The 26814-nt window shown below is 61.0% G+C and carries 29 protein-coding genes; 19 read left to right on the top strand and 10 right to left on the bottom strand.

The window, feature by feature from the left end; all coding sequences use genetic code 11:
- Nucleotides 1–69: 69 nt before the first annotated feature.
- Nucleotides 70–1425, bottom strand: a complete 1356-nt coding sequence (locus GA830_RS05520; RefSeq protein WP_195164085.1) for an ABC transporter substrate-binding protein — start codon at nucleotides 1423–1425, stop codon at nucleotides 70–72.
- A 305-nt stretch (nucleotides 1426–1730) separates the two neighbouring features.
- Between GA830_RS05520 and GA830_RS05515 the strand changes: the two genes are divergently transcribed.
- Nucleotides 1731–2753 carry a LacI family DNA-binding transcriptional regulator gene (locus GA830_RS05515; protein ID WP_195164084.1) on the top strand — a complete coding sequence of 341 codons (1023 nt, stop codon included), beginning with the start codon at nucleotides 1731–1733 and terminating at the stop codon, nucleotides 2751–2753.
- 2 nt (nucleotides 2754–2755) lie between these two features.
- On the opposite strand, the gene GA830_RS05510 is transcribed toward GA830_RS05515, so the two are convergent.
- The 3 genes from GA830_RS05510 to GA830_RS05500 all read right to left on the bottom strand — a co-directional run bounded on the left by GA830_RS05510 (nucleotide 2756) and on the right by GA830_RS05500 (nucleotide 5317).
- Nucleotides 2756–4012 carry a S8 family serine peptidase gene (locus GA830_RS05510; protein ID WP_374939307.1) on the bottom strand — a complete coding sequence of 419 codons (1257 nt, stop codon included), beginning with the start codon at nucleotides 4010–4012 and terminating at the stop codon, nucleotides 2756–2758.
- A 73-nt stretch (nucleotides 4013–4085) separates the two neighbouring features.
- Nucleotides 4086–4748 (bottom strand): anti-sigma factor, encoded by a 663-nt coding sequence (locus tag GA830_RS05505; protein WP_258045565.1) that lies wholly within the window; start codon nucleotides 4746–4748, stop codon nucleotides 4086–4088.
- Nucleotides 4745–5317, bottom strand: a complete 573-nt coding sequence (locus GA830_RS05500; RefSeq protein ID WP_195164082.1) for a sigma-70 family RNA polymerase sigma factor — start codon at nucleotides 5315–5317, stop codon at nucleotides 4745–4747. The genes GA830_RS05505 and GA830_RS05500 overlap by 4 nt, the downstream gene beginning before the upstream one ends.
- A gap of 284 nt (nucleotides 5318–5601) precedes the next feature.
- Between GA830_RS05500 and cysG the strand changes: the two genes are divergently transcribed.
- The 5 genes from cysG to GA830_RS05475 are packed head-to-tail and all read left to right on the top strand — an operon-like array spanning nucleotide 5602 to nucleotide 10318.
- Nucleotides 5602–7047, top strand: coding sequence for a siroheme synthase CysG (cysG, locus tag GA830_RS05495; protein ID WP_195164081.1), 1446 nt, complete (start codon nucleotides 5602–5604; stop codon nucleotides 7045–7047).
- Nucleotides 7044–7349: a DUF2849 domain-containing protein gene (locus tag GA830_RS05490; protein ID WP_195164080.1), complete on the top strand. Its 306-nt coding sequence runs from the start codon at nucleotides 7044–7046 to the stop codon at nucleotides 7347–7349. Before cysG ends, GA830_RS05490 begins: the two co-directional genes overlap by 4 nt.
- 17 nt (nucleotides 7350–7366) lie before the next feature.
- Complete coding sequence (locus GA830_RS05485; protein ID WP_195164079.1) at nucleotides 7367–9037, top strand: nitrite/sulfite reductase; 1671 nt, start codon at nucleotides 7367–7369, stop codon at nucleotides 9035–9037.
- A gap of 1 nt (nucleotide 9038) precedes the next feature.
- Complete coding sequence (locus GA830_RS05480; protein WP_195164078.1) at nucleotides 9039–9782, top strand: phosphoadenylyl-sulfate reductase; 744 nt, start codon at nucleotides 9039–9041, stop codon at nucleotides 9780–9782.
- Nucleotides 9782–10318 (top strand): DUF934 domain-containing protein, encoded by a 537-nt coding sequence (locus tag GA830_RS05475; RefSeq protein ID WP_195164077.1) that lies wholly within the window; start codon nucleotides 9782–9784, stop codon nucleotides 10316–10318. Before GA830_RS05480 ends, GA830_RS05475 begins: the two co-directional genes overlap by 1 nt.
- A 19-nt stretch (nucleotides 10319–10337) precedes the next feature.
- Here GA830_RS05475 and GA830_RS05470 read toward each other — a convergent pair whose 3' ends face one another.
- Nucleotides 10338–10535: a hypothetical protein gene (locus GA830_RS05470; protein WP_195164076.1), complete on the bottom strand. Its 198-nt coding sequence runs from the start codon at nucleotides 10533–10535 to the stop codon at nucleotides 10338–10340.
- Nucleotides 10536–10852: 317 nt separating this feature from the next.
- On the opposite strand from GA830_RS05470, the gene GA830_RS05465 reads away from it, so the two are divergent.
- Both GA830_RS05465 and GA830_RS05460 read left to right on the top strand, forming a co-directional pair.
- Nucleotides 10853–11116, top strand: coding sequence for a DUF982 domain-containing protein (locus tag GA830_RS05465; RefSeq protein WP_195164075.1), 264 nt, complete (start codon nucleotides 10853–10855; stop codon nucleotides 11114–11116).
- 29 nt (nucleotides 11117–11145) lie between these two features.
- Complete coding sequence (locus GA830_RS05460) at nucleotides 11146–11391, top strand: DUF982 domain-containing protein (RefSeq protein ID WP_195164074.1); 246 nt, start codon at nucleotides 11146–11148, stop codon at nucleotides 11389–11391.
- A gap of 24 nt (nucleotides 11392–11415) precedes the next feature.
- On the opposite strand, the gene grpE is transcribed toward GA830_RS05460, so the two are convergent.
- The 4 genes from grpE to GA830_RS05440 all read right to left on the bottom strand — a co-directional run bounded on the left by grpE (nucleotide 11416) and on the right by GA830_RS05440 (nucleotide 15632).
- A complete protein-coding gene (gene grpE, locus GA830_RS05455) occupies nucleotides 11416–12066 on the bottom strand; it encodes a nucleotide exchange factor GrpE (RefSeq protein WP_195164073.1) in 651 nt (216 codons plus the stop codon).
- 93 nt (nucleotides 12067–12159) lie between these two features.
- Nucleotides 12160–13230: a heat-inducible transcriptional repressor HrcA gene (gene hrcA / locus GA830_RS05450; protein WP_195164072.1), complete on the bottom strand. Its 1071-nt coding sequence runs from the start codon at nucleotides 13228–13230 to the stop codon at nucleotides 12160–12162.
- Nucleotides 13231–13328: 98 nt separating this feature from the next.
- On the bottom strand, nucleotides 13329–14885 hold the full coding sequence (locus tag GA830_RS05445) for a GMC family oxidoreductase (RefSeq protein ID WP_195164786.1): 1557 nt from the start codon (nucleotides 14883–14885) through the stop codon (nucleotides 13329–13331).
- A 75-nt stretch (nucleotides 14886–14960) separates the two neighbouring features.
- Nucleotides 14961–15632 carry a GntR family transcriptional regulator gene (locus tag GA830_RS05440; protein WP_195164071.1) on the bottom strand — a complete coding sequence of 224 codons (672 nt, stop codon included), beginning with the start codon at nucleotides 15630–15632 and terminating at the stop codon, nucleotides 14961–14963.
- 187 nt (nucleotides 15633–15819) lie between these two features.
- On the opposite strand from GA830_RS05440, the gene GA830_RS05435 reads away from it, so the two are divergent.
- The 10 genes from GA830_RS05435 (at nucleotide 15820) to GA830_RS05390 (ending at nucleotide 25215) form a co-directional block, all read left to right on the top strand.
- Nucleotides 15820–16650 carry an alpha/beta fold hydrolase gene (locus GA830_RS05435; protein ID WP_308460468.1) on the top strand — a complete coding sequence of 277 codons (831 nt, stop codon included), beginning with the start codon at nucleotides 15820–15822 and terminating at the stop codon, nucleotides 16648–16650.
- A gap of 28 nt (nucleotides 16651–16678) precedes the next feature.
- The gene (locus GA830_RS05430) at nucleotides 16679–17818 is read left to right on the top strand and encodes an FAD-dependent oxidoreductase (RefSeq protein WP_195164070.1); all 1140 of its coding nucleotides are present in this window, start codon (nucleotides 16679–16681) and stop codon (nucleotides 17816–17818) included.
- 67 nt (nucleotides 17819–17885) lie between these two features.
- Nucleotides 17886–18476, top strand: coding sequence for an amino acid synthesis family protein (locus tag GA830_RS05425; protein ID WP_195164069.1), 591 nt, complete (start codon nucleotides 17886–17888; stop codon nucleotides 18474–18476).
- 33 nt (nucleotides 18477–18509) lie between these two features.
- Nucleotides 18510–18968: a YbhB/YbcL family Raf kinase inhibitor-like protein gene (locus GA830_RS05420; protein ID WP_195164068.1), complete on the top strand. Its 459-nt coding sequence runs from the start codon at nucleotides 18510–18512 to the stop codon at nucleotides 18966–18968.
- A gap of 62 nt (nucleotides 18969–19030) precedes the next feature.
- Nucleotides 19031–19753 carry a class II aldolase/adducin family protein gene (locus tag GA830_RS05415; protein ID WP_195164067.1) on the top strand — a complete coding sequence of 241 codons (723 nt, stop codon included), beginning with the start codon at nucleotides 19031–19033 and terminating at the stop codon, nucleotides 19751–19753.
- Nucleotides 19754–19819: 66 nt separating this feature from the next.
- On the top strand, nucleotides 19820–21445 hold the full coding sequence (locus GA830_RS05410) for a GMC family oxidoreductase (RefSeq protein ID WP_195164066.1): 1626 nt from the start codon (nucleotides 19820–19822) through the stop codon (nucleotides 21443–21445).
- Nucleotides 21445–22368 (top strand): 5-formyl-3-hydroxy-2-methylpyridine 4-carboxylate 5-dehydrogenase, encoded by a 924-nt coding sequence (gene fhmpcd1, locus GA830_RS05405; protein ID WP_195164065.1) that lies wholly within the window; start codon nucleotides 21445–21447, stop codon nucleotides 22366–22368. Before GA830_RS05410 ends, fhmpcd1 begins: the two co-directional genes overlap by 1 nt.
- 4 nt (nucleotides 22369–22372) lie before the next feature.
- Complete coding sequence (locus GA830_RS05400) at nucleotides 22373–22927, top strand: TRAP transporter small permease (protein WP_195164064.1); 555 nt, start codon at nucleotides 22373–22375, stop codon at nucleotides 22925–22927.
- Nucleotides 22924–24195, top strand: a complete 1272-nt coding sequence (locus tag GA830_RS05395) for a TRAP transporter large permease (RefSeq protein ID WP_195164063.1) — start codon at nucleotides 22924–22926, stop codon at nucleotides 24193–24195. Before GA830_RS05400 ends, GA830_RS05395 begins: the two co-directional genes overlap by 4 nt.
- 15 nt (nucleotides 24196–24210) lie before the next feature.
- Complete coding sequence (locus GA830_RS05390) at nucleotides 24211–25215, top strand: TRAP transporter substrate-binding protein (protein WP_195164062.1); 1005 nt, start codon at nucleotides 24211–24213, stop codon at nucleotides 25213–25215.
- A gap of 8 nt (nucleotides 25216–25223) precedes the next feature.
- On the opposite strand, the gene GA830_RS05385 is transcribed toward GA830_RS05390, so the two are convergent.
- Nucleotides 25224–25640, bottom strand: coding sequence for a hypothetical protein (locus GA830_RS05385; RefSeq protein ID WP_195164061.1), 417 nt, complete (start codon nucleotides 25638–25640; stop codon nucleotides 25224–25226).
- Nucleotides 25641–25735: 95 nt separating this feature from the next.
- Between GA830_RS05385 and GA830_RS05380 the strand changes: the two genes are divergently transcribed.
- Nucleotides 25736–26773: a putative B6 ABC transporter substrate-binding protein gene (locus tag GA830_RS05380; protein WP_195164060.1), complete on the top strand. Its 1038-nt coding sequence runs from the start codon at nucleotides 25736–25738 to the stop codon at nucleotides 26771–26773.
- The last annotated feature ends 41 nt before the right edge of the window (nucleotides 26774–26814 follow it).

Here is a 26814-nt window from a genome sequence, read left to right as displayed (position 1 = left end):
CAGATCGGTCCGGCTTCCAGGCTGCCCGCGATAAAATCGGGCGCGCCTGGAGCCTTGGCCCGGGAGGACCTATTTGATGGCGTCCCAGCTTTTCTGGATTTCGCCCGCGACTTCGGCTGCCGGCTTGCCGCCGACGAGGTCGATCATGCCGGTCCAGAAGGCACCCGCACCGATTTTGCCGGGCATCAGGTCCGAGCCGTCAAAGCCGAAGGTCGAGGCGTTGACGAGTATTTCGCCCTGCTTCTTCAGCGCTTCATTGGCATAAGCGTCCTGATTGACGGTCTTGAGCGGAGTCAAAAGGCCCGATTGCGCCATCCAGACCTCATGCGCCAACGGCATTTTCAGGAAGTCGATGAAGGCGCGCGCGGCCTTGGAATCCTTGGTGATGGCAAACAGCGTACCGGCACCCAGAACCGGTTTGCCAAGCTCTGGCTTGGAGGCCATCGGCGGCAGATAGAAGAAGTCGGCATCGACGCCAAGTTCGGTGCCTTCCGGGAAGAAGGACGAGATGAAGGACGCCTGCTTGTGCAGGTAGCATTTGGGCGGCAGGCCAAACAGGCCCTTGGGGCTGTCGCGGAAGTCAGTCGCTGCCACAGCCGCCTTGCCGCCATCGACATAGGTGTCCTTGGTGGCGATGTCGGCAAAGATCTGCAGCGCGTTGACCACCGCCGGATCGGTAAAGGGGATCTCGTTGCGGGTCCATTTTTCATAAACCTCACGGGGCTGGGTGCGCAGCATGATGTCCTCAACCCAGTCGGTCGCCGGCCATCCGGTAGCACCGCCGGAGCCCAGGCCGATACACCATGGCACACCGCCATCGGCGACAATCCGGTCGGTCAGCGCCTGCATGTCTTCCCAAGTCTCGGGCACCTTGTAACCGGCTTCCTCAAAATTTTCTGGCACGTACCAGACCAGAGATTTCAGGTCGGCCTTGTAGGGGAAGGCGAAAAATTTTTCGGTGCCGTCTTTGTCCTTGTAGGTGCCAAGGTCGACCCATGACTGGCCGGCACCGTAATTGTCTTTGACGAAAGCGGCTGTCTCGTCGCCCAAGGGCGACAACAGACCCTTGGAGGCGAGGTCTTGCAGCAGGCCGGGCTGAGGCAGCACGGCGATGTTGGGCGGGCTACCGGCCTGCGTGTCGATGACAATCTGCTGCTCGTAGTTTTCGGACGAGGAATAATTGATGGTGACGCCGGTTGCTTCAATGAAATAGGCCAGCATCGAGCGCACCAGCGCCTCATCCTCGCCGCGCCATGGCCCGAAGATCGAGAGGGTTTCGCCCTTGAGATCAAGCTTTTTCAGGTCTTCAAAATTGTCCCAATGAAAGCGGGCATCCTCGCCCGGCTTGAATTTCAGCTCGGCAGAAGCCGGTGCTGCAAAAACAAGAGCTGCCGCGGCAACCCCAAGCATAAGGGTCTTATTCATTGATCTTCCTCCCGGTCGGACCATTTATGATCTGGACAGGACCTCCATCCCATCCGCGCCCTCGCTCAAATTTTGCAATCTATGCAACAATCCAAAGCGCTTTGGCTTGGCTTATATTCGCCAGCTATGCGCGTAGGAGTCAAGTGAGAAGTTGGTACAATCGATTTAGTTGCGCGTTTCAGGTGCGTTGCAATACGCATCCACCGCGCTGCACCATACGAGACATCTTTCGCAATCGCTCAACTCTGTCTATCATGGCGTTGATTTCCATATGAATTTGAAAGCGCTTTGAGCAGCTGGCCCCGGTGAATCTGAAACAACTGTCCACGCTTCTGTCGCTATCGCAGACTACGGTCAGCCGGGCTCTGAATGGCTATCCGGAGGTATCGGAAGATACAAGGCGGCGGGTTATGGACGCGGCCAAGCGACATGGCTACCGGCCCAATCCTAGCGCGCGGAGGCTGGCCACCGGCAAGGCAGGCATGATCGGCTATGTCATGCCCACCGGGGCGACCGTCGATCTTGACCCGCATTTTGTCGAGTTCCTGTCGGGACTGGGTGACTATGCCCGCACCCACGAACTTGACCTTGTGTTGAGCCCGACAACGGTGGACGACGAGGAAGACACCTATCGCCGAATCATAGCCAACAAGCAGGTGGACGCTCTCTATATTTCCTCGCCGCTACCGGTCGATCCGCGGGTTACACTGGTTCACCGGCTTGGTTTCCCCTACATCGTCCATGGCCGCGCCGACGGGCTGGACTTCGATTATCCTTTTCTCGACATCGACAATGAAACAGCATTCAAGGAGGCGACGCGACTTCTTATCCAGCTTGGCCATACGAAGATGGCGCTGATCAATGGCGACAACACGCACAGCTTTGCCATCCATCGCGAGCGCGGCATGAAGAATGCGCTTGCGGCGGCTGGCCTCTCCCTGCCTGACCACCGGCTGGTCTCTACAGCGATGACCGAGGAGCAGGGCTACCGCGCCACCCGGCGGCTGCTCGAAAGTATAGAGCCGCCGACTGCGATCATCTGCTCCAGCCTGTTCATGTCCCTCGGCGTGGTTCGCGCCATCCGCGATCTCGGACTGACCATCCCCGACGACGTGTCGCTGATTGCCCACGACGACGTGTTTCCCTGGCTGAAGCCGGAAAACTTCTCGGTCCCGCTGTCAACGACACGCTCATCGATCCGGGCTGCAGGGGCGCGCGTCGCAGCACGGTTGGCGGCCCGCATTTCAGGACAGGAGAGCGAACCTACTGGTGAGATCTGGCCGGTGGATCTCATCGTGCGCGGGTCAGTCTCAGCCGTGCGGATATAGGCTTACCTGGCAGCCGCTGCAGCTTTTGTGTTGATCAGGCCGAAGCCGAAATCAGTATCGCGGCCTGCGGGCCCAAGATCGTGGGCTGTGCTGGCCAGGGCGTGCTCCACCCAGTCGGCGGAATGGTCCGGCGCAGCGGACAGAAGGTTTGCAATTGCGCCGCTAACCACCGCTGCCGCAAAGGATGTGCCGGTGACCAGATCTGTGCCGCCAGGCACCGGCGCGACCAGTTGCACGCCGGGCGCTGCGACATAGACATAGGGGCCGCGATTGGCCTGCTCCATTAGCCCATCCTCGTCGTCTGTCGCGGTGACCGCAATCACCTCGGGATAGGCGGCTGGATAGCCATAGGGCGCCTGAGGACCGTTATTGCCGGCGGCGGCTACCAACAGGATTCCGCGCTCGCGTGCCGCCCCCACCGCACGCGCCATCAGGTCATTGGCGGGCCCGACAAAGCTCATATTGATCAGCCGCACATCCTGCTCTGCCGCCCAGTCGAGCGCTGATAGGATGACAGACATGGTTGAGCGGCCACCCTCAAAGGCGCGAGCATGAAAAATCACGGCACCCGGTGCAATGCCCGGCGACACACCGATGCCGGCCAGAATGCCTGTGATCGAGGTGCCATGGCCGCGGTCGGCAACCGGCGTTTCCTCCATGGCATCGAAGGTGCCGGCAATCACGCCGGCAAGGGCCGGATGCGTCTCGTCTGCGGCGGTATCGATGACGGCAATGCGCACCCCGGTTCCCCTTGCCTCAGCTGCCGCGATCTCGATCCGCCCGAAAGCGTAGCTGCCGATAGTGGCAGCCTGCTGCAGGCTGTAAATATGATTGGGCGCGCGCGACAGGATGCGCGCATCGCCGGCGAGCTGCGCCAGCACCACGCCGACCGGGCGTCCATCGGGAATGCCGAACCGCGCCACCGTGACGCCTAGAAGGGCGGATTGGCGCATCGAGCGAACCTCCAGGCCGAGGGCTGCAGCCACAGTTGCCGCAGCCTGCGGGTCTCCATTGATCGACACCAGCACCTCGTCGGGAACGAACGCGCCAGAGACTGCCTGTGGTGCAACCAGCAAGAGCGGACGATTGGCCAGTGGCGCGACCGGAGGCGGGTTGGGGGACGGCGGGGCGGCGGCAGGGTCAAACAGGTCGACCAGAATGGCTGGCAGGACTACCGGCCCCGCCGGTGCGCTTGCAGAACTGTTCGGGTCTGGCCGCGGCGTTGGCGTCACCTGCGCCAATGCCTGCCCGGCAAACATCAGAGTTGCCAGCCCGAAGGCGGTGGCCGATATCCATTGTCGGTGCCGGCAGGCGAGGTTGAGACGTGATGCTCTAGCCATTGGGCGGCTTCCTGCCGGGCAGGATTTCCGCCACAACGGGAGCGGAAGAGAAAACACTCACGATCCGTTCATAGTCAGCGCCGGTCTTGGCCGGGAACGAAATTTGGAAAATACCTCCCGCGCCTGGCCCGTCGGACACAACAGCGTCCTGGCCGTCGAGCAGGCCGGTGATTTCGGCCATGCTGGCATCGGGCTTGAAGACGATGAACACGAACGGCCAGTTGGCTTGCTCGGCAGCATTGCCGGCCACTTCGAAATCCGGGTTTTGGCTGGATGGCTTGATGCTGCCCTGCACCAGCACCAGCACGATGGCTGCGGCAGCCGTTGCCCAGGCGAGGCCGACTGGCAAGCCGACAAGCGTACTCCAAAGACGTGCAAACAGCGAGGTCTGGCTGGCGGTGCGCTCGCTGCCCGCTTCGTCATCAAGCGATTTGGAGAACCGCGTCAGGGCGTCGGCGGGCGGGCGCACCGCATCATTGGCCGCCATGGTGCTGAACAGCTCGGCCTCCGCTTCAGCCAGCGCCTCGGCGCCCTCAGGATCGGTTGCCAGCCAAAGTTCCAGGCGGTCAAGATCCGCGCCTTCCAGCGTCCCGTTGAGGTAAAAGGGTAGCAGCGCCTGCATGGCGTCGCCCGCATTCATCGGGTTCGCGCTCATGGCCAGCCCCTGTCATAACCGGCAGCCTTGAGCGCTTCGCCGAGTTTTTTGCGGGCATAAAACATGCGGGTCTTCACGGTTGCCACGGGAATGGAGAGTATTTCGGCAATCTCCGAGACCGAACTCCCATGATAATAGGCGAGATCGATGACCGTGCGGTGTTCTTCCGGCAGTGCAGTGACCATGCGCTTCAGGGCCGCGCCCTTGTCGTCTTTCATGGCGGTCACTTCGGGCGTATCGGCGCCGTCGGCAATGGTTTCGGCCTTGTCGTCGTCCAGCCATTCTTCCTTGCGCTTGCGCAGATGTGAAAGTGCCTTGAATCGGGCAATGCCAAGCAGCCATGTGGAGACCTGGCTGCGCGCCTCAAAGCGCGGCGCCTGCCGCCACAATTCCAGAAACACTTCATTGGCGATATCGTCTGCCATTGATTCCGATCCTGTCTGGCGCGCCACAAACCGATATACCCGGGCATGATGGCGCATGAACAGAAGCCGCACCGCCGCACGGTCACCCTTTGCCACGCGGGCAACAAGTTCGCCGTCTGTCGGCTGGCCACCGGAATGGCTCATGGCCACAGCTTCCTGAGGCTTTGTCGCATCATGCTTCGCAAAGGTTCACGGCCCCTCAACCAATAATCCTGAGTGAAAGCTAAACGAACCCGGGCGGCATGACCAGCCGGTCATGGATTGGGCGCTATCAGCGCGCGTTCGGGCTGCGCCGGAAAAAAATTCTCTTGTCGTACTCGTTGCCGCAAAAGCGATTGCTGGGCTGGAAAGGTGGCGCGAGCGCATTCCTTCTTGGGGTTGAGTTGCGCATGTACATTTTAGATCCGCTTCCGAAAGGCTGTCCACACATGACGACAGAACAAGCAAAGCTTAACGCCTTCCCCGTTTTTATGCGGGTGGACGGCCAGTCTGTGGTCATAGTCGGCAATGGCGAGGAGGCGCTGGCCAAGGCGCGGCTGTTGTCACAGTCGAGCGCGATCCTCAAAATCATCGCTGAAAAGCCCGAGCCGGCGCTGTGGTCGTGGATCGCCGCCAACCGTCCCGTGCATATAGCTGACGCCTATGACGCAGCGCAGCTCCACGGGGCAGCGCTGGTCTTCGCCGCAAGCGGCAATGAAGCGCTGGACCGGCGGATCGTTACCGATGCGCGGGCGATCAAAATTCCAGCCAACGCAGTCGACCGCCCAGATCTGTGCGACTTCTTCACGCCCGCCATCGTCAACCGCGCACCGGTTTGCGTGGCGATCGGTACCGAGGGCGCAGGGCCGGTGCTTTCCCAGATGATCCGCGCCCGCGTGGATCAGATGCTGTCGCCCACGCTTGGCCGGCTGGCCAGTCTTGCCGCCGATTTTCGCGAGCGTGCCGAGGCGCTGTTGCCGCGCGGCAGTGCTCGTCGCCGCTTCTGGCGCGATTTCTTCGAGGGCGAGCCTGCACGTGCACTGGAAATCGGCCATGCCGCTGAGGCCGAGGAAGCTGCCAATCTGTTGCTTGCACGTCGCACCGCAGCTGAAGGCCACATCGCGCTCGTGGGTGCTGGCCCCGGCGCGGAGGATCTGTTGACGCTGCGCGCCCAGAGGCTGCTCATGCAGGCCGATTTCATTGTTTATGACGCACTGGTGCCCGAGGCCGTGGTGGCCATGGGTCGGCGCGATGCCGAGCGCCTTCCGGTTGGAAAGCGCAAGGGTTGTCACTCCAAGAGCCAGGCTGAGATCAACGATCTGCTCGTCGCGCTTGGTCAGCAAGGCAAGCGCGTGGTGCGGCTGAAGAGCGGCGATCCGCTGGTGTTTGGCCGCGCGGGCGAGGAAATGCAGGCGCTGCGCGATGCAAACATCTCTTATGAAGTGGTGCCGGGCGTCACCGCCGCATTTGCAGCCGCGGCCGAGTTCGAGCTGCCATTGACGCTGCGCGGCGTTGCCTCTTCGCTGGTCTTCACCACCGGGCACGACCTCAAGGGCGAGACATTGCCTGACTGGGGCAGACTGGCAATCTCGGGTGCCACTGTCGCTGTCTATATGGGACGCTCGGTCGCCGCAGATGTTGCGGGCCGCCTGATCGAGGCCGGATTGTCCCCGGATACAGCAGTGGCCGTCGTCGAAAACGCCAGCCTTGGCACGCGCCGACTGTTCCACGGCACAATCGCCGATCTGCCGGCGCTGGAGCACCGCGATGAACTTTCTGGCCCGGTCATGACACTCATCGGCGATGCCGTTGCCGGCGCCAACTTTGCCAATTCAGAACCGCTGACCAGCCAACGTGCGCTTTTAGCCAAAACTGCCCAGGGAGCCCACGCATGAAAATACTCACTGCCAACCGGCTGATCGATGGCGAAGCTGTCTGGTATGCCGGCGACCATTGGGCTGAAATGATCGATACCGCCACCGTCGCTGCCGACAAGGCGGACGAGGAACGGCTTGAGGTCATCGGCAAGGCAGCGCACGACCGCAACCTCGTCGTCGACGTTGCCATGGTCGACATCGAGCTTGTCGGCGGTGCCATCGTCCCTATCCGCCTGCGAGAGCGCATCCGCGCTTCGGGCCCGACCAACCGTAACGACCTTGGCAAACAGGCCCGTCCGAAAATTTCTCAAGCAGCCTGAAGCTGAAAGAGTAGATCATGTACCGTTATGACGAGTTCGACCACGAGTTTGTCGGCGCCCGTGTCGCCGAGTTTCGCGATCAGGTCGACCGCCGGCTGGCTGGCGAGATCACCGAAGAGCAGTTCCGCCCGCTCCGGTTGATGAACGGTGTCTATCTGCAACTCCATGCCTACATGCTGCGCGTCGCCATTCCCTATGGCACGCTGAATGCGAAGCAGTTGCGGATGTTAGCCCACATCGCGCGCAAATATGACCGCGGCTATGGCCATTTCACCACACGCCAGAATATCCAGTACAACTGGCCGGCATTGTCAGACGTACCGGCCATCCTCGATGATCTCGCCAGCGTTGAAATGCATGCGATCCAGACCTCGGGCAATTGCATCCGCAACGTGACCGCCGACCATTTCGCCGGCGCTGCCGCCGACGAAGTCGCGGATCCGCGCCCCTATGCCGAGATCCTGCGGCAATGGTCGTCGGTGCATCCGGAATTTTCCTATCTGCCACGCAAGTTCAAGATTGCCGTAACCGGAGCCGAGCGCGACCGCGCGGCGATCCAGACCCACGATATCGGCCTGCATCTGAAGAAGAATGCTGAGGGCGAACTCGGCTTTGCCGTATATGTCGGTGGTGGTCAGGGCCGCACGCCGTTGATCGCCAAGAAGATCCGCGACTTCCTGCCAGAGAAGCACCTGCTTTCCTACGCTACCGCGATTCTGCGCGTCTACAATCTGAACGGAAGGCGCGACAACAAATACAAGGCCCGAATCAAGATCCTGGTCCACGAGACCGGCACCGAAGAATTCGCCCGACAGGTCGAGGCTGAGTTTGACGCGCTGAAGGACAGCGACTTGACGCTACCGGGAAACGACATCGCCGCCATTCAAGCCTATTTCGCGCCGCCGGCACTGCCTGTGCGGGCTGATGGCGATGACGCGGTGCGGCTGGCGCGGCTTGATTCCCGCAGTTTTTCCGAATGGGTGGACCAGAATGTCACCACCCACAGCAATGCCGATTATGCGGCGGTGACGATTTCGCTGAAGGGCATCGGCGAGGTGCCGGGCGATGCCTCCGACAGCCAGATGGAGGCGGTGGCCGACCTCGCCGAACGCTACGGTTTCGACGAGATCCGCGTAACCCATGAACAGAATCTCGTGATTCCGCATGTGGCACGCGCCGACCTCAAGGCCGTGTTCGACGCGCTGGTTGAAACAGGGCTCGCGACGGCCAATGCCGGGCTGATCTCCGATATTATCGCCTGCCCCGGGCTGGATTACTGCGCGCTTGCCAATGCGCGCTCCATCTCGGTGGCGCAGAACATCTCCAACCGGTTTGCCTCGCTGGAGCGCCAGCGCGACATCGGCGAATTGAAGCTGAAGATTTCCGGCTGCATCAATGCTTGCGGCCACCATCATGTTGGCCATATCGGCATTCTTGGCGTCGAGAAAAAAGGTGCCGAGCTCTACCAGGTTACGCTTGGCGGTTCTGGCGACGAAAACACGTCGATTGGCGAGATTGTCGGTCGTGGTTTTGGACCTGAGGAAATCACGGATGCCATTGAGACTGTGGTAGAGACTTATCTTGGCCTGCGCGAAGACCGGGATGAGACTTTTCTTGCAGCCTATCGCCGGGTCGGCGCGGCCCCCTTCAAAGCAGCACTGTACGGCGCTGAAGCCAAGGCCGCCTGATATGACCGTCGATGATGCAGATCGCGCGATGGGCGAGCAGGCGGCGCTGCTTGACCAGCGTTACGGTGACCTTGAGCCGATCGAGGTGATCGAGCGCGCCGCGCTTCGCTATTTTCCAGACCAGATCGCCGCGGTCTCATCCTTCGGCGCGGATTCGGCGGTGCTTTTGCACATGATCGCCACCGTCGATGCCTCGCTCCCTGTCATTTTTCTCGATACAGGCAAGCACTTTGAGGAAACGCTTCATTATCGCGATGCGCTGGCAGAGGATTTCGGTTTGACCAACATCAAGGTCATCGGTCCCCTGCAACTGGCGCTCAACCGCGACGACCGAGACGGCACGCTGCACCAGCGCGACACCGATGCCTGCTGCGCGATCCGCAAGGTCGAGCCGATGGCGCGGGGGGTTGAGCCCTATAAAGCATGGGTCACCGGGCGCAAGCGGTTCCAGGCCTCCACGCGCACAGCCTTGCCGGTGTTCGAAGCGGTAGGGCCCCGCGCCCGCGTCAATCCTCTCGCGCGCTGGTCTCCGGATGACATCGGCGCGTATATGCAAGCCCACAATCTTCGCGAAAATCCGCTGGTGGCCTATGGCTACCTGTCCATCGGCTGTTTTCCCTGCACCAAGGTCGTGGAAGCAGGCGCAGATGCGCGCAGTGGTCGCTGGGCCGGCCTCAACAAAACCGAATGCGGCATCCACATGCCCGTGCTCGACAAATCTCTCGCTACTGCTGGAAACGCGTGATGAACGAAACCGAGAATTCTTCATCGCGTCTGTGGACGCCAGCCGGCTTTGTCGAGGATGAGTGGACCCACGCCGACACAGCCGACGCGCTTGCTTCAAATGGTCGTGTGATCCTGCCGCTCGACGCTTTCCTGGCCCTTGACGCAGAAACCCGTATCTCAGCCAGCGAGCGTCTTGGCGTGGTGCTGCAGCCGGGCGATGTGCTGGAGGCGCTCCTGCCGCATCTGGGCAACCTGACGCTGGTGGCGTTGGCATTCCCAGCGTTTACTGACGGGCGCTCTTTCTCAAAGGCCGAGCTATTGCGCAGTCGCTATGGCTTTGAGGGCGTTGTGCGCGCTAGCGGGAAGGTGCTGATTGATCAGCTGCCCCATATGCTACGTGTCGGGTTCGATCAATTTGAAGTGACGCATCCGGTGCTGTTAAAACGCCTCAAGCAGGGCGTGGCAGGCGGGATCGCGTTACATTACCAGCCATCTGCGAAAGCTGCCGAGGCAGGCGAGGCCTATTCGTGGCGGCGCCGGAGAACCGGCAGCTGAGTTCAGGTTACCAAAAAACCTATTGTTCACGGCCCGACGATTTTTTGGCGGCAGCTGCATCAATAGCGTTTAGCATTTGCTGGATATCGGACGGCAGCTCCTCGTCCACCCGAAACGCCGGCAGCGATTGTAGGTAGCTGACATTCGCTTTTGAGCGAATTTGTCTCCTGATCGTTGCGGGCAAGCTTGCCGGTTGGTCTGGGCTGCGGGGCATCATGGTCCTGTTCCTGTTACGCATGGTCAATCCCTGCCATCGGCGTTGGTTCCCCAGAAAACCAAGAATGGGCGCTCCGCGCTAACACAAGGTAAATTTTGAATTAAATGCAAAACATCGTTCCTGAAGCGTCAACTCCCCATTTTGCTGGCCAACAGAAACCGATATGTACAGCGGGCTCATGACTCTCAAGGGCGCTAATGCTGGCTGCGGGCGGGTCAACGCTGCTACTCGCAGCCACTGAACGGGAACCCACCTTCTCGTAAGAATATGTGATGAGAGACGTCGGAACCGGGAGGCCATGAGCGCGTTTTCGGTGCATGGAACACAAATCCTTCACCCGACCGATCCGGGTTTGCTTCACGGAGTATGGGAGAACCAGAACGGTTGCCGATACGCATGAGGCACTGGATTGTCTGATGTACTGGTGGCCTGCCAACCACGGCCCGCGCCACCGGGATGCGCTCGACGCGTGCCTAAAGGTACTCGACGGTCATCGATCGATGATCGACGCACAAACCGCGTTCGAAGCCGCCGCAATGGAAGCGAACCTTCTCGAGCAGGGCTCGTCAAAACACCGCTAGAAACTTCATATCAGTTTGAGGGCACCACCATGACGGACCACTTTGACAGTGACGTGAAACTTACGGTCGGCAATGAACACACCATCAGGACAGTTCAATCTGTCAAGGATGCGTGTGAAGTGCTAATCGACTGGCCGCAGGCGCGTCGGGGACCGTTTTATCAGTCGACGCGCGAAGTAGTGGAAGCTGCTATCGCAGGCAAGAAGACCGCCGAAGAAGCCCGCACAGCCTTGATGGCGCTAGCCGTCCATGCGGGCGTTCTGGTCGATAGCTGATATCAGCTGAAAAAGACGCCAGAATCAGGCGTCTTTTTCAGCCATTTCATTAACAGGGCCTGGTTCAGCGGGGGTCTCAGCTGCGGCCGCCTTGGGACCACCCTTGGCCACGCCGACCATGGCTGGGCGCAGCACGCGCTCGCCGATGGAATAGCCAGGCTGCACCACCTGCACCACCGTATTGGCCGGTACATCCGGATTTGGCACTTCGAACATGGCCTGGTGGAAATTCGGGTCGAACTTTTCACCCTCAGGGGCCAGCTTTTTTACGCCGTGACGTTCCAGCGTCGACAGCATGACACGTTCGGTCATCTCGACGCCCTCGATCAGCGCGGCAAAGCCAGCATCGCCAGCTTCCTTCGCCTCAACTGGGATCGCATCAAGCGCGCGGCGCAGATTGTCCGAAACTGCCAGCATGTCGCGGGCGAAATTCGATACCGCATAGGCGCGCGCATCGTGCACGTCGCGGGCTGTGCGGCGACGCAAATTCTCCATTTCCGCAGCAGCACGCAGCGCGCGGTCCTTCAGCTCGTCGTTTTCCTTCATCAGGCGCACAACGACCTCATAATCGCCGCCGTCGCCCGGCATTTCAGACCCCTCGAACGCCTCAGCCTCGAGCGCTTCGCTCACGATTGCCTCTTCGGGGTCGGGTAGATTATTTTCCTGTTCGCTCATCGTCGCTTCCAGTTACTCACTCATGCGGGTGTTCAAGCCCCGATATCGAGGTTCAAGTTCCAAAAATCAAGGGTTGTCGGGCTCGTGAAGGTGCTAACGCAGCATCCGGCTGATCAGTTGCGCGGTATAATCCACCATTGGCACGATACGCGCATAATTCAGCCGCGTCGGACCGATCACGCCCAGCGCGCCGATGACGCGCGAATCCTTGTCGCGATAGGGCGCTACCACCAGCGAGGAACCCGAAAGGGAAAACAGCCGGTTCTCCGAACCGATGAAGATCCGCACGCCGGAGCCCTCTTCGGCAAGGTCGAGCAGCTGCATCAGCCCGTCCTTGGTCTCCAGATCCTCGAACAGATGGCGCAGCAGCTCGATATCGGTCTGGGCAGTGACGTTCTCCAACAGATTTCCGCGCCCGCGCACAATCAGCCGTGCCGGCATATCGGTTTCCGTGCCGGCCCATATTGCCAGGCCCTTGTCGACAAGATCCTGTGACAGCGTGTCGAGCGCTGCCTTGGTGTCTTTGCGCAGTCGCGCAATCTCAATGCGTGCTTCGGAAAGTGTGCGGCCACGAATATGGGCATTGAGGAAGTTCGACGCCTCGTGCAACTGCGAGGTGGTGACGCCGGCCGGAAGATCGACGACGCGGTTCTCGACATCACCATTTTGCGACACCAGCACCGCCAGTGCCTTGGTGGGCTCAAGCTGGATAAATTCGATATGTTTGAGCGCCGCCTCGCTTTTTGTGGCCAGGACCATGCCGGCACCGCGAGACAGGCCCGACAGCATCTGGCTGGCCTCGGTCAGCATCTGCTCCAGCGTCGCGCCGCTGCCCGACGCGTTGACCTGAGTTTCCATCACGCGCCGCTCATCGTCCGTCAGGTCGCCAACCTCCATGAAAGCGTCGATGAAGAGCCGCAGTCCCTTTTGCGTGGGCAGTCGGCCAGCCGAGATGTGCGGCGAATAGACGAGACCCAGATGTTCCAGGTCGCTCATCACATTGCGTACAGTGGCTGGTGACAGCGACTGCGGCAGCCGCCGCGACAGGTTGCGCGAGCCCAGTGGTTCGCCCTCCTGCAGATAGGAATCGACAATCAACCGAAAGATATCGCGCGACCGCGTATCCAGCGATTGCAGCGTTTGGTCAGCAACGGGTTTGGTCATTTTCGGGTTCGGTACCTCTGTCTGCAAAGATATAGACAGAGGCGGGGGGAACACAACTCCCGACGATTATGGTATGTCCCGGTCGGTGGTGGGCCGGCTCATCGCCCTGAGACCATGGTTGCCGCGAAGGTTTCGGCAATAGCCAGCACCGCTGCGTGGATCGGCCCCGACGTGATGCTCGGAATAACAGAGGCATCGGCAACATAGAGGTTATCGAGCCCGCGAAGCCGCAGACCGGCGTCAACCACGGCATCAGAGTGTGCACCCATGCTGCAGGTGCCGCAGGGATGATGATGCGTAATAACGCTGCGGGCGATAAAATCGTCGATCTCAGAGCGGCTTGTCAGGGGACCCGGCAGGAGTTCATCCATACGCCATTCGGCAAACTCCCCGTGGTGGCCAATCATGCGCGCCGCTTCAAGCGCCTGCCTGAATAGGGCGCGGTCCCGCTCCGTCTGCAGATACGCAGGATCGATGATCAAGGGATCTGCTGCAGTGGCGCCGCTGATTCGGATGCTGCCCCGGCTGGAAGGATGGGTCACCCCGAACAGCAGCGAATAGGCCGATCCCGCGGCCGGCGCCTCGAAGCACTCCGAAACAATGGGTGCTACGCCGCAGCCGACCACGATCTCTGGCTGGCCACCGGCGGTGAAATCTCCCGCACGCATATACGCCATTGATTCCGAATGCTGGAGGCGCGATGGCGGGACCCGCTTAAGGGCTGCGTAGAGATTTCCGGCACCCAGCAAATGGTCCTGCAGATTATCGCCGACGCCCGGCAGGGCGATCAAACATACCACCCCGGCCTGGTGAAGTATCTCTTCCGGTCCGATGCCCGAGCGCATCAGCAATGCCGGACTTTCCAGTGCCCCGCTGCACAGCACGAGTTGATCGGCCAGGATTTCGAACGGACCCTCCCGGTCAATCACCGCGACACCTTCAACGCGGCTGCCGGAAAGAACAAGGTGCTGGGCCCGCGTTGCCAAACAGATCCGCAGATTAGGGCGGCTTCGTACGGTCGGTGTCAGCCAGGCATCCGCCACGGTAACCCGTCGCCCGCGGCGAATATTCAAGGAATTGGGCGTGACACCGATCATCGTGCCGCTGCTATGGCCCTGCAGCCTTGGCAGGCCGAGGGCTGCACCGGCCTCGATGAAAGCCCGCGCGACGGGGCTCAGTTCATCGCCCGGCATGTAAACCGGCATGGGCCCACCCAGCCCATGGATGCCGTCGCCACCCAGAGGGTGGTCCTCAATCAGCCGGAATGCGCGCGAAAGCGCCTCCCAACCCCATCGGGAATCGCCGGTTGCGTCGACCCAGGCCTCGAAATCATCCGGATGGCCGCGCATGTAGCCCATGGCGTGCAGGCAACTTGACCCGCCGACCACTTTTCCGCGCGCCCAATGATGAGTGCGTCCGGCAGTGCGGGCCTGCGGCTGCGTGCGGTAATCCCAGTCATAGGCACGGCCCTGGAGTGCCGGCCATGCAGACGGGTTCCATATGTCGGGATCACGCGCCTCAGCACCCGCTTCGATCAGAACCACTGTACGCGATGAATCTTCGCTGAGGCGAGCAGCGATGAGAGCGCCTGCCGACCCTGCACCGACAATCGCAATATCTGCGTGAAGCGTGCGATCGGGGTCGGTGCTGGCCATCATTGCTCCGGGAATTTTATACGACAGGCATAATGCGGCGGCGCGTGGGCCAGTCGGCCACTGCGCGCTAAAATGCTACTTCATGCTGTCCATGGCGGTTTTCGCAGCCGCCTTGGCCTTCAGAACGTGCTTGCGCGATGCTTTGCGGGCAGCTTTCTCGTCGTTCGCGGCGATGGCCTCGTAAATCTCGCGCATCTCCCTGAGACTGCTTTGCGCCCGCCCGTCAAGCGACATCGACCGTCCCCGGAATACGCTGATGCGCGCCACCAATCCGCGGTGCACCTCCTCAAGGATAGGGTTCCCGCAGTTGGCGAGGATGACCGAATAGAAATCGGCGGCGGTGGTCACCTGGGCAAGGCTGTCATGGCTTGATGCGGCGGTTTCAAAAGCCAGAAGCGCGGCGTGAAGCTCCTGCAGCTGTGCCGGCTCGATCCGCAATGCACACCGTCCCGCGGCTTCAACCTCCAGCAACTCGCGCACCTCATAGATGCCGGTTGCCACCTTCCAGGACAGCGCCGGCACTGACGGGCCGCGATTGGGCACGATCTCAATCAGCCGTTCGGCTTCCAAGCTGCGCAGTGCCTCGCGTAGAGAGGGGCGGCTGATGCCAAGCTGCGTGCACAGCTGACTCTCGATGAGCCGGCTCCCGGGCTGGAACATTCCGGAGAAAATCGCGAGCCTGAGTTTGTCGACGGTTTCCTGCTGCACAGTGCGCGGCAAAACCCGTAGATTCAGTTCTGGCGGCATGCACTGGGTCTCACGGCCTGTGTTGAGGATAGCCTGCATCTTACGCGATGCCCTCACAGAAAGACAGCCAGAAATGGTCGATTGTCAATTTTTAAGATTGCAAGAATGTCAGACAATCGGGTTGACGAGACCCTGCGGAATGTGATCCTCTTGAGGCGAGCTAAACTGCGGGGGGAACGAAATCGAGATGGCGGCAGGCATATCCTTCGACCAGATCGGATCACGGCAGATCGACACCGGCCGCATCATGCTCAACGTGCGTGAGGCGGGGTCGGGGCCGCTGATGCTGTTCTTTCACGGCATTACCGCGAACTCCGCCGTCTTCATGCCAATGATGGCACAGCTTTCGCATCGTTTCACCACCATCGCGGTCGACCAGAGAGGCCACGGCCGCAGCGACAAGCCCGACAGCGGCTACGGTGCCGACGATTTCGCGGGCGACATCGCCGCGCTCATTCGCAGCCTTGACCGGGGTCCAGCCATTCTGATCGGGCATTCGCTCGGCTCACGAAATGCCGTCACCGCCGCCGCCCACTATCCGGAGCTCGTGCGTTCTGTCGTCGCGATCGATTTCACGCCGTATATCGAGACCGAGGTCTTGGATGCGCTTGAGGCGCGGGTGAACGCTGGCAGCCAGCTGTTCGATGACCTACCGGCCATCCAGACATATCTGGCCAACCGCTATCCAAACATCCCCCCCGATGCGATCAGAATCCGGGCGGAGACCGGGTATGAACGGTCGGAAGGAGGGCTGCGCCCGTTGGCATCTCCTGCCGCGATGGCGCAGATCGTCACAGGATTGCGGGCAGATCTGACCACCGCCTACCGCGCCGTAGAGCGGCCCGTCCTGATCATCCGAGGTGGAAACAGCAAGCTTGTTTCGGCCGAAGCGCTGGCAAAGACCAGCCAGTTGCGGCCGGACCTACCGGTGGTCGTGGTCCCCGGCGCAGATCATTACGTCAACGAAACGTCTCCCAGTATCACGTTGAAAGCAATCACCAATTTTATCGACGCCTGACGGCAGCGCACGCAGCAGGAATGACAGTATGCCTAATCTGAACAGAACTTCCGGCAAAAGCCGCCGCGCCGAAATCGCAGGTGGAGGGTTTGCCGGCCTGACCGCAGCAATTGCGCTCAGGCAAAACGGCTGGGACGTGCGGCTGCATGAGAAGAGCCCGGAGTTGCGAGCGTTCGGTGCCGGCATCTATCTCTGGCACAATGGCCTGCGCGTGCTTGAAGGCGTGGGTGCGTTGAACGAGGTTCTGCAGGGCTCCCACACGCCGCCGACCTACGAAACCTGGATGCACAACAAGTCGGTGTCCCGCGAGACCTTCAACGGACTGCCGTGGCGGATCATGACGCGCAGCCACCTGCATGACGCGCTCGTGGCTCGTGCCCGAGCGGTCGGCGTCGACATCAGGGCGAACTCGGAAGCCGTGGCGGCGGACCCGGAAGGTCGCCTGACCCTCCAGACCGGTGAAGTGCTGGAAGCCGACCTCATTGTTGGTGCCGACGGCGTCGGCTCCAAGGTCCGCGATTCCATCGGGTTCAAGCAGGACCGATGGGTATCTAAGGACGGTATCATCCGGCTTATCGTTCCGCGTATGAAAGACCAGCTAGGCCATGGCGAATGGGACAACACCATCGACATGTGGAACTTCTGGCCGCGCGTGCAACGCATTCTCTATTCCCCATGTAATGAAACCGAACTCTATCTGGGACTGATGGCGCCGGCTGCAGATCCGCGCGGATCGGCTGTGCCACTTGACCTCGAGGTGTGGGTCGAAATGTTCCCCTTCCTTGAACCTTGCCTTATCGAGGCGGCTAAACTGAAGAACGCCCGCTACGACAAATACGAGACCACCAAGCTGGATAGCTGGACGCGGGGAAAGGTCGCGCTGGTCGGCGATGCCGCCCACGCCATGTGCCCGGCGCTCGCGCAGGGTGCGGGCTGCTCGATGGTCAACGCGTACAGCCTGTCGCAGGACCTGGCTGAAGGTACATCCGTGGAAGATGCCCTGTCGGCATGGGAGAAGCGGATGCGCCCCATCACCGACCGCTGCCAGGCAGTGTCGGGCGAATATGCGGCCAATCGCTCGCTCTCCAAAGGCAACATGTTCACGCCTGCAGCTCTGGAAGCTGCCAGCTACGACCCGCTGGGACGCGTCTATTCATGGCCACAGTAAAGACCGGGCACCGGTCTGCAATTTTAATCGGAAGGCGCAGCAGAGCCGCGCTCCCCAGGAGACAAGCATGAAACATTCGGCGGAAGTGGAAAAGCATTACGAAGTGCGCGGCTGGTATTCCACCGTGCAGGAAGTTCGTCACGATGGCGGGGCAGTGAGCGACACGCTGATCAAGGCTGCTGTGGGCGTCATCATCCGTAATCCCTTCGCCGGGAAGTTCGTCAGCGATCTGTCCGAACTAACCGGGCCGAGTGCGGCTATCGGCCATGCGTTGGGCGAGCGGGCTGCTGCCCTGCTCGGCGACAGACAGGTCGAAAGTTATGGCAAGGGGGGTATTGCCGGGACAGCCGGCGAGCAGGAACACGTCGTTGCCTGCATCACCACCCTCTTTGGCGATCCACTGCGTGAGCAGGTGGGTGGTGGCAATGCGTGGATCTCCTCTGTCAGCAAGGTAGCTGCTGCAGGAACCTCGATCGACATTCCGCTGGCGCACAAAGACGAACTCTACATCCGGTCCCACTACGACGCCGTGACCTTCTGCGCGCCCGATGGCCCGCGTCCGGATGAACTCCTCATCTGCGTGGCTGTCGCGACCGGTCCACGCGTCCATCAGCGCGTTGGCGGAAAAACCGTTGCCGAGCTGTTGGCCACCGCCTGAACTCATTGAATACTGAATAGAGAAAGACATTCCATGCCCCTTAATATCAAGGACCTCAAGATTTCTTCCCCGGACTTCCAGCCGCTCGGAAAGCTGAACGACGTGCATTCCGGTGACAAGGGAAACGTGCTGCCCAAGCTTACCGTGAGCGGCGTTCCGGCGGGAACCAAGGAACTCGCCGTTATTTGCCATGACCCTGATGCGCCCTTGCCGAACGGCTTCACGCACTGGACCGTCTACGGTATCGACCCGTCGGCGACCGACCTTTCCGACGCACAGGAAAAGTACCGCGTCGGCCCCAATGGTGCGGGCGATCATCAGTACTTTGGTCCCATGCCGCCTGCAGGCCATGGCGTGCACCACTACTATTTTTGGGTCTACGCCCTCGACACGGCCGTCGAAGGAAAGCCCAATCGCGAAGCGTTTCTGGAAAAGTATGCCGGCAACATCATCGAACAGAACCGGATTGTCGGCACCTACCAGAACAACTGAAATTCACGGCCCCGATAACAATCGCGCAAAGCACGGGGCCGCGCTGCAATGGGAGTACCACCATGTCGGAACATAATTCCGGTCGGCCAACGGTTATCGAAGAGCTGGTTACAGCCACGAAGATCCTTTTGAACGAAGGCATCCTGGATACATTCGGGCACATCAGTGCCCGCGATCCGGACGATGCACGAAGCTTCCTTCTGGCCGGCAAGCTCGCGCCGAGCCTTATCACCGCCGACGACATCATGCGCTTCGACCTCGAGGGTGAGACGTCGGACAACCGTCCGGCCTATCTGGAGCGCTACATTCACAGCGAAATCTACAAGGCACGGCCAGATGTGCAGTGCGTGTTGCACAGCCACTCTCCCGCTGTGCTGCCTTATTGCTTCACCGACCAACCCTTGCGGCCGGTAACCCATATGGGTGCGTTCCTGGGCGAGACGGTGCCCGTTTATGAGATCCGCGACCGACTGGGCGATGAAACTGACCTGTTCGGTGGCAGCCACGATGTCTGCCGCGATATTGCCCAAACGCTTGGTGATCAGGCGGTGGTGCTCATGGCGCGCCATGGCGTCGTCAATGTCGGACGCTCGGTGCGCGAAGTGGTGTTCCGTGCATTCTACACCGAACAGAACGCAGCCGCGCAGACGGCTGGCCTACAGGTAGGCACCATCAAATATCTGTCGCCAGGAGAGGTCAAATCCGCTGGCAGCCTCGTCGGCGCACAGATCGATCGGGGTTGGGACCACTGGTCGCAGCGCCTGCGGCAGGCGGGGTTGGCCTAGTGCTTCGGCACTTCGCACATCAAACATCAAACTGGCGCATCGGCGCCAGCTGGAAGCAGTGAACCCATGCAGCACGCGCAAAGCTACGACTACATCATCGTTGGGGCCGGGTCGGCCGGCTGTGTGCTGGCCAACAGGCTCAGCGCGGACCCGTCATGCAGCGTACTTTTGCTCGAGGCCGGTGGCTGGGACAGCGACCCACTGATCCATGTGCCGCTCGGCTGGGGTAAAATACTGACCGAGCGCCGCCACGACTGGATGTATTTCTGCGAGCCGGAAGACAATGTCGGCGGCCGCCGGGTGGAGTGCGCTCGTGGGAAGGTGATCGGCGGCTCGTCCTCTACGAATGCCATGGCCTATGTGCGCGGCAATCGCGGCGACTATGACCGCTGGGCTGCGAGCGGCCTTACGGACTGGTCGTATGAGAAGGTGCTGCCCTACTTCCTCAAGCAAGAAACTTGGGAGCGGGGCGAGACCCGCTTCCGCGGTGGCGATGGGCCGATCAATACGCAATTTTGCCGCTACAAGGACCCGCTGATCGACGCCTTCGCGCAGGCGAGCGTTGAGGCGGGATACCCGCAGACAGATGATTACAATGGCGCGCAACAGGAAGGCTTTGGACGGCTGCAGATGACCATCGGCAAAGGCCGGCGGTGTTCTTCGGCCTCAGCCTATTTGCGACCAGCCCTGAAGCGGCCCAATCTTACGGTGCTGACTGAAGCATATGCGACGAAAATCGTGCTGGAGGGCCGGCGTGCCACTGGAGTGACGTTTCTGCACCACGACGCCGAGCGAACCGTCACAGCCCGGCAGGAGGTGCTGCTCGCCGGCGGCGTGATCAACTCGCCGCAACTGTTGATGCTCTCTGGCATCGGCTCGTCTGCGGAATTGTCAGAACATGGCATCGAGACGGTCGTGGCGTTGCCCGAAGTGGGCAAAAACCTTCAGGATCATGTCTCTGTCATCCTCATGTATCGACGCCGGACACCGGGACCATTCCTGCGCGCCATGCGAGCAGATCGCATCGGCCTGGATTTTCTCAAGACCTATCTGACCGGACACGGTTTTTCTGCCGATGTGCCAGGTGGAGTTGTCGCATTCCTCAAAAGTGGGCCAGAACGGCCGCTGCCAGACGTGCAATTACTGTTTACTGCCGCGCCGCTTGCCGCCTGGCCCTATTTTCCACCCTTCAAGGCACCGTTCGAGGACGGGTTTGCAACACGCATCGTGGCAACGCAGCCCGAAAGCCGGGGTACGCTCAAGCTGGCGTCTGGCGATCCGATGGCGGCGCCGCTGATTCACCAGAATTTCCTCGCCTCGCCAAAAGATTGGGAATCGCTGCGGGCCGGCTTTCGGGTCGCACGCGCGCTTGCCGCGCAGCCGGCGATGGAGCCGTTCATCAAGGCAGAGTTTTTCCCCGGTCCCACGTGCCAGACCGATGCGGAAATAGACGAGCATATTCGCAACACCTCAATCACCGTTCATCACCCGGCCGGAACCTGCCGCATGGGGATAGATAATGCCTCGGTCGTCGACCCGCAGCTCAATGTGCGCGGTGTTGCCGGGCTGCGCGTCGTCGACGCCTCGGTGATGCCGGACCTGGTCTGCGGGAACATCAACGCAGCGGTGATCATGATCGCCGAGAAGGCTGCCGATCTGGTTGCCTCATCACGTCAAAGGGAAGCTGCCTGATGATACAGCGTGTCGCCATTATCGGCCTTGGTACCATGGGCCCTGGCATTGCCGCCCGACTTGCCAGGGGTGGTCTGGAGGTGTGCGCCTACGATGTCGCGCCTGCAGCCATCGAGCGGGCAGGCGCCATGCTGAGCGCCGCTGAAACCGTGCTGGATGCGCTGGGCATTGCGCGGACATCCGGGGGCGCCGTGCGGTTTACGGATTCGCTTGCGGATGTTGTTTCCGGTGCCGATCTGGTTATCGAAAACGTCCCCGAAAACATCGAGATGAAAGCCGAGGTCTACCGGGCGATCGACAGCCTCATCGGGCCAGAAACGATCGTTGCCTCAGACACATCGGGCATTCCGATCACGAGCCTGCAGGCCCACATCTCTCACCCCGAACGGATGGTCGGGATGCACTGGTCGAACCCGCCGCATATCGTGCCGATGATCGAGGTCATCGCCGGCGAGCGCACCGCTCCCGAAACCGTGGCGACGATCCGCGACCTGATCCGTGCGCTGGGACTACTGCCGGTGCTGGTGAAGAAGGATGTGCCGGGCTTCGTCGAGAACCGGGTACTCTACGCTTTGCTGCGCGAGGTGGTCGATCTCGTGGAGCGCGGCGTGATCGAGCCCGAGGACGTGGACACCTGTGTCTCCTGGGGTATCGGCTACAAGCTTGCCGTGGTCGGTCCGATGGCGCTTCTCGATATGGCCGGGATGGATATATACCATTCGGTCTCCACCTTTCTCAACACCGACCTCGCTGACCGCAAGGACGTGGCGCCGCTGGTCACCAAGCAGATGGCAGCCGGCAAGCTCGGCATCAAGTCAGGCGAGGGGATCTATTCCTACACCTCCGAGCGCATCGCCGAGTTGCAGCGCGAGCGTGCGCGCAAGCTCGTCGCGATCCGTCGCATTCTCGAGGGAGGCGAATGAGACCATGAGCGACAAGACCAGCCAGCGCCTGCCACATCCCTTGCCACGGCCGATCCCGCCGCGCGTGGGCGGAATTGTTCAGAACGGCCTGCACACGCTGCTCGGTCTCGTTCTGCTGTTCGTCGTCGGCGTCAATGTCGTCAATGCGGTCAGCCGCTATATTCTCGGAATTTCCCCGGTCGGTGCCGATGAACTGATGGTGTTCGTCGTCATCTGGGCCGTGATGATCGGGGCGATTTTATCGCTGAGCCTGCGTTCGCATATCAACGTCAATCTGCTACCACTCTATGCCGTAGGCCGCGCGCGCCACCTGCTCCACATCGTCCATGATACAGCTGCGCTGTTCGCCTGCGGCTTTGCCGCCTACGCATCATGGCTGTTCATCGCCCGCCTTTCGCGCCTCGGCATCAGCAGCATGGGTCTTGGTGTGCCCATGGCAGTTCCCCACGCAGCCCTTCTGGTCGGATTCGGCGGCATGGCGTTCGCCGGGCTCATCATGCTGGCACGCGATATCCGCGCCTATATCCGCGATGAACCGCATCAGGATGCCGCGCCATGATCCTGTCACTTGTCATTCTGCCGCTGCTGCTGCTCTTCCTGGGCACGCCTGTCTTCCTGGTATTCCTGACCGCCGCGTCGGTGACGATGGTGTTTGTTACCCCGATGCCGGCGCCCGCGCTACAGCAGGTTCTGTTCGGCGGTCTCGACAATTATGCGCTGCTGGCGATCCCCTTTTTCGTGCTTGCTGGCGAGCTTATGGGCACCAGTGGCATCGCCAACCGGCTGATCAACTGGGCTCTGGCAATGGCAGGCCGTGTGCCGGGCGCGCTGGGTGTAGCCACCGTGGGCTCATCGACAGCCATCGGGGCAATCAGCGGGTCGAGCGCGGCTGCGGTGGGTGCCCTGGCCAAGACGCTTTATCCCAAGCTGGTTGCTGCCGGTTACGGCGAGGCACGGGCCGGCGGACTGATCGCCTCGAGCGGCGCCATAGACATCGTCATTCCGCCCAGCATCGCGATGATACTCTATGGGCTGGCGGCCGAACAATCGATCCCGCGCCTGTTCATGGCCGGCGTGCTGCCTGGCCTGCTGATGGCGGCGATGATGGCAGCTTTTGTCATTCTGGTCGCACTGCGCCACCGCATTCCAAGCGAAAACCGGTTCGAGCCGGCTGTCGCATGGCGCGCCACGAGGGATGCATTCTGGGCACTCCTGATGCCGATCTTCGTCCTCGGTGGCATCTACAACGGTATCTTTTCGCCTACCGAGGCCGGCGGCTTTGCCTGTCTCTATGCCATTGTGGTGGCACTCTTCATCTACCGGACAATGACGGTCGCAGACATTATCCGCGCGGCAGGCAATGCGGCACTTTTGTCAGGCCAGATCCTGATCATCGTTGCTGCTGCCGGCGTTATCACCTGGATGCTGACGACACAGGGTGTGCCGCAGGCGATCACCGCCTGGATCACGGCGTTGCAGCTTGACGCGTTCACCTTCCTGATGGTGGTCAACATCGTCCTGCTTCTGATCGGCTGCTTTCTGGACCCGACCTCGGCAATCCTCGTCTTCGCGCCGCTTCTGGCGCCGATCGCAATCTCGCTCGGCATCGATCCCATCCATTTCGGCATCGTCATGACGGTCAACCTGGCGATCGGCATGTTTACCCCGCCCTTCGGCCTCAACCTGTTTGTCGCCCAGTCGGTTACCGGGCTGCCGGCACATACACTCTATCGCGGGGTTCTGCCATTTGTGGCGGTGCTGATCCTCGCTCTGCTCGTCATCACCTATGTCCCCGCGCTGTCGCTCACTCTCGGCAGGTCGCTCTAGAAAAAAGGAACGCCAATGCTTACGAAATTTTTCCGCTTAGCCGGGCTTACCGCCGCAATCGCGCTGTTGCCCCACGCGGCGCAGGCCCAGACCACGATGAAGCTGGCAACAGCGACCATCAACGATGTCCAGCATGAATGGCAAAAGGTATTTGCTAAGGAACTGGAGACCCGCGTCGGCGATGCCGTAAAGACCGAGATTTATCCGGCAAGCCAGCTCGGCGCTATCCCGAGGATGGTCGAGGGCGTGCTGCTCGGTACGATCGAGGCATTCACTACGCCGACATCCTTCATGACCAATGTCGATCCGCGCTTCCAGGCGTTCGACGTGCCCGGCCTGTTTAAGTCGCCGCAGAATGTGGCTAACGCCATCCATGACCCTGAATACCGCCAGCATCTGGAGGAGATGTTCCTCAACAAGGGGTTGCGGGTCATCGGCGCCATTTACAACAGCCCGACCGTCGTCTTCACGATGAAGGAAGTCGATACGCTGGCCGGCCTGAAGGGTCTGAAGATCCGCACCTTCGCCTCGCCGCTGCAGATCAAGCCGATGGAAAAGGTTGGCGCTACACCGTTGCCGCTGGCGTTGACGGAAGTCATTCCGCAGCTCGAGTCGGGCGGGCTGGATGGCATGCTGGTCGGGATGCCGATCCTCACCGCCTTCAAATATTACGACGTAGGCAAGCACATTCTCGATCTGCGCTTCGCTGAGATCGTGTCGATGACAGTGGTCAATGAAGACTGGTTCCAGGCGCAGCCGGAAGCGGTGAAGACCGCGATCATCGAAGCAGGGCGCGCAGCCGAAAAGCAGGTCTTTCCGTGGGGCGTCGAGAACGTCGAGAAGACGTACAAGATCTGGGGCGACAATGGCGGCGTCGTGCACCAGCTGTCGGAGGCAGACCAGACAAAGATGGAGGCGGAATTCGCCGAGCTCTCGGCTGGCCTGCTCGCCGAACAGCCTGAGGTTCAGGCCGAATACGAGCTGCTTCGCGCGCTCGTCGACAAGAAGGCTGCACAGTGATCCACGCTTCAGAGCCCGTTTTGGCTACAGCTCAAACCGGCCGCCTGCGGCCGGCAGTCGAGCGTTGCCGGCTGCGGGTTGGAGCGATCAAGGGCCAACGTGAAACGCGTCTCATAGGTATGGCCTTCGACGCCGCACCAGGCGCGCTCCAGCGGCAGGGCTTCGCCGCCTGCGTTGAGCACGGCCCAGGCGCCGCTTTGCGTATCAAACCGCAGATCGAGCGTGGCCGTCGCGCCCGGCTCGATGCGGACCAGGTCGGTGGCAAACCAGTGCGCGATCTCAGCCTGGCACAGAATCGGCGCATCGCCCGAATTGCGGACTTTCGTTGGCACGGCAACGAGACCTTTGAGGTCCACCGTTTCAGCGGCACGAGCACCGGTACACAACAGGGATGCGGCGGCAAACGAGAGGAGGGCAAAGCGCATAGTTAAAAAACACTCGAACTGTAAATCACGATCAGGATCATAACCTGATTTCTGGAAACAAGAACTGGGAACTGAACCAAATGGGAGAAATAGATATGAAATCGAGATGGAAGAAGAGCATCACAGCGGCGCTGGTCGCCTCGTTCATGGCGGGAACAGCTCTTGCCGCTGAGGTCAAGTCAATCGCCATCGTTACGCCTGAGGAAGGTACCGATTTCGGCTGGAACCAGCAGGGTGTCGATTCAGCCAAGGCAGCAGGCAAGGCGGCCGGCGTCGAGGTCATCGTTGCTTCGGGTCTGGGCTACGGCGACGTGCGTCCCGCTCTGCGCGAGATCGCAGCTGACGGCGTAAGCCTGATCATCGCCCACGCCAGTGGCTATGCGACCTCAGCCCCGGAGATCGCGGCGGAGACCAATGTACCAGTGGCGATCGTCGATTCGCCGCAGGCGCTCAAGGAAGGCCTTGTTGCCGACTACACGCTGAGCGGCCATGAGGGTGCCTATCTGGCTGGCCGGCTTGCCGCCAAGATGAGCCGTTCCAAGCATGTCGGTATCGTCGTCTCCGGCGAGCCGCCATCATGGAACTCGCAGTCGGCAGGCTTTGCCGAAGGCGTGAAGGCGGAAAACTCCGAGGTGAAGATCACCTACGCGGTGATTGGACCTGCCGCCTACTCTGATGCAGCCGGCGGACGTCGGGTCAGCGAAAGCGTCATCGCTGCCGGTGCCGACATTATCTTCGGCCAAGGTAACGGGTCGAGCTTCGGCATGCTGCAAGCGGTGGAAACCACCAAGGCGGCTGATGGCGGCAAGGTGCTTTTCATTGACGTGATTGGCGACAAGACTTCGGTCGGCAAGGGCTTCCTGCTCAGCTCCGTGGTCTGGGACATCACGCCGGTCTACGCGCAGATGATCAGCGACCTCAAGGACGATACGTTCGGCACCAAGACCTACGCGATTGGCCTCGCCGACGATTCGGTGAAGCTCCTCAAGACGGACCAGGTTCCGGATGATGTCTGGGCCGATATCCAGAAGATCCGCGATCAGGTTGTCGCTGGCGAGATCAAGGTCGCGCCGGTCTTCGAGGCGAGCGCCGTGCGCAAGCTGATGACCGACGTCTCCGCCAGCGCCCAGTAGCGGACGCGACATGAAACGGTGGAGGGGGCCATAGTGCCCCC

It is taken from the genome of Mesorhizobium sp. NBSH29 (assembly GCF_015500055.1).
GTDB lineage: Bacteria > Pseudomonadota > Alphaproteobacteria > Rhizobiales > Rhizobiaceae > Neomesorhizobium.
Note: the sequence above shows the minus strand (reverse complement) of the source record. Positions and strands in the feature narration are given on the sequence as shown.